The organism is Aphanothece microscopica RSMan92 (genome assembly GCF_046613545.2).
In the GTDB taxonomy this organism is placed as follows: domain Bacteria; phylum Cyanobacteriota; class Cyanobacteriia; order PCC-6307; family Cyanobiaceae; genus NIES-981.
The window spans coordinates 1-2,219 of the sequence record NZ_JBKKKY020000137.1; the positions used below are offsets into that span (position 1 = coordinate 1).

General features: G+C 67.3%; 1 protein-coding gene and 1 pseudogene. One reads left to right on the plus strand and one right to left on the minus strand.

What is annotated here, in order from left to right:
- Positions 1-1,421, minus strand: a 1,421-nt coding sequence (locus tag ACLD7X_RS16385) for a histidine kinase dimerization/phospho-acceptor domain-containing protein (RefSeq protein WP_411424753.1), incomplete at its 3' end; no start/stop codon positions are given.
- Between the two features lie 193 nt (positions 1,422-1,614).
- Here ACLD7X_RS16385 and ACLD7X_RS16390 point away from each other — a divergent pair.
- Positions 1,615-2,219: pseudogene (locus tag ACLD7X_RS16390) on the plus strand (glutamine--fructose-6-phosphate transaminase (isomerizing)); the annotation flags it as partial.

A 2,219-nucleotide genomic window follows, 5' to 3' on the forward strand; every position in this document is an offset into this window, starting at 1 on the left:
AGCGCGAAGGGGGCTCTCTCAAGCGAGAGCTTGCCCGCTTCCACTTTGGAGATGTCGAGCACATCGTTCAGGATCGCGAGCAGCGACCGTCCTGATGTCTGGATGGTCTCCACCATCTCGACGGCATCGGCCGGCAAGGCGGTGCTGCGCAGCGCATCGGCCATGCCAAGGACGCCGTTGAGCGGGGTGCGGATCTCATGGCTCATCGTGGCCAGGAAAGTGGACTTGGCCTTGCTGGCGGCTTGCGCGGCCTCCACCGCCTCGGCGAGCGCAGCGGTGCGTTCTTCCACCCGCCGCTCCAGGGCGGCGCGTTCGGCTTCCAGCGTCAAGGCGAGCGCATCGGCGCGCTGCATGGCCTGACGAAAGACCTCCACGCTGCGCGCCATCGTCCCGATTTCGTTGGAATAGGTCTGAAACGGCGCCGCGACCGTGGTGTCGCCCCGCGCCGCCATCGCATTCATCACCGCGCCCAGCCGATCCAAAGGCAGGCGGAGGCTGCGGCCGGCCTGCCCCACGACAAAGATCGCCAGGCTGATCAGAACGAGCCCGAACAGAACAGCGAATGCGAGGCTCTGTTCAAGCTGGCGCTCGCGCGCCGCCAATGCCGCGTCAAGCTCGGCGATCACGGCATGCCAGCACAGATCGATTGCGCCCTGGAACTGGCGTTCCTGGGTGCGGAGTTCGGCCAGCTGCGCTGGGGTCGCCTCTGCCCCCTGGGATTGAGCGATGGCGAGAGCCGCGTCGCGCAGCAACTCGCCAGAGGCGTAAATGCGCCGCAGCGGCGCCTCCAGCCGTTGAGCCGCCAGCGGGTCGGCCTTGGCAAGCGCCGTCTCGGAGCGGCGGACATTGTCCAGATTCGCGTTCAGGGCGCCTGCGGAGGAATAGAGCTGAGCCCAGGTCTCTGGCCTCAGCGGGCCGCGCGACCTAGCATAACCATCGGCCTCGGAGGCAAGCTCCGGAAGGCTCAGCACGGCAAGATCCATGAGATAGTAGCTCGGCAGTTCGGGATCGAGAATCAGGTTCGATCCATCGCCGATCGCGGCAATCAGGGTGAGCGCCGCGCCCGTGAGCGTCGCGGGGTCTGCTTGCCGGTTGATCGCTGCGCGCAGCGCGGCGCTTTCGGGCGCGGTGTCCATCGCATCGTCGTGGCCGATGCGGGCGCGCACAAAGCTGTGCAGCGGCTCCTTCGCGATCACCACTCGATCTTGCGTTGCGGCATGAAAGATCGGCCAGACCGCCTTCAGATAGGCTACGCCCGCGCGTTCCTTGGCGGTGAAAAGCCGGTCGTTGTTGATCTGCGCCGCCCACAGACTTCCGAGCGCCAGCGCCGGCAGCAGCGCTGCGGCAAGCGCGGCCAAGAGCTTCGCCTTCACGCTAAGGCCGCCTTCAAACCAGGCACGGAAGCGAACAAGGGGCTCCATACGTTCACGCTACCAAACAGAGGTTAAGCGGCGCCAAATCGCATGACTGCGGGAGCTGATCGCGCCTGAATGGCGTTCGACACGGCGGCTGTCGCGCCGCGAAAGAAAAAGTGACACCCCCGCTCGCGACACGACAGGACTTCGAAACGACCGCACGCTACCAAGGTGACGGGGGCAAGGAGCAGACAGCGGCATGTGTGGCATCATCGGCGTGTTGGGGCGCGGCCCTGCGGTTCCCCGGGTTCTCGAAAGCCTGCGGCGGCTCGAGTATCGCGGTTACGATTCTGCAGGCGTCGCCACACTGGAGGGCGGGCGGGTCATTCGGCGAAGGGCGGCCGGCAAGATCGCCAATCTGGAGGCGGCTGTTGCTGCAGCGCCCCTGGTCGGCTCGGCAGGCATCGGCCACACGCGTTGGGCGACCCATGGCCCCCCGGTGGAAAGGAATGCCCACCCGCATGTGGCTGGCGGCGTCGCGCTGGTGCACAACGGCATCATCGAGAATTTCCATGAGCTGCGCGACGCGCTGGCTGCCCAGGGGGCCCGGTTCGACAGCGACACCGACACCGAAGTGATCGTCCAGTTGATCGCGGCGGCGCGCGCTCAGGGCCTTCCCCCGCGCGATGCGGTGTTCGCCGCCCTGCGTCAGCTCCGCGGGGCGTTCGCCATCGCGGTCCTGTTCGAAGGGGAAGAGGATCTGATGATCGGCGCGCGCCGCGGCAGCCCGCTCGCCGCCGCGCTGGGCGACGGGGAGGCCTTCCTGGGGTCGGACGGTCTCGCGCTGGAGGGCTATGCGAGCCG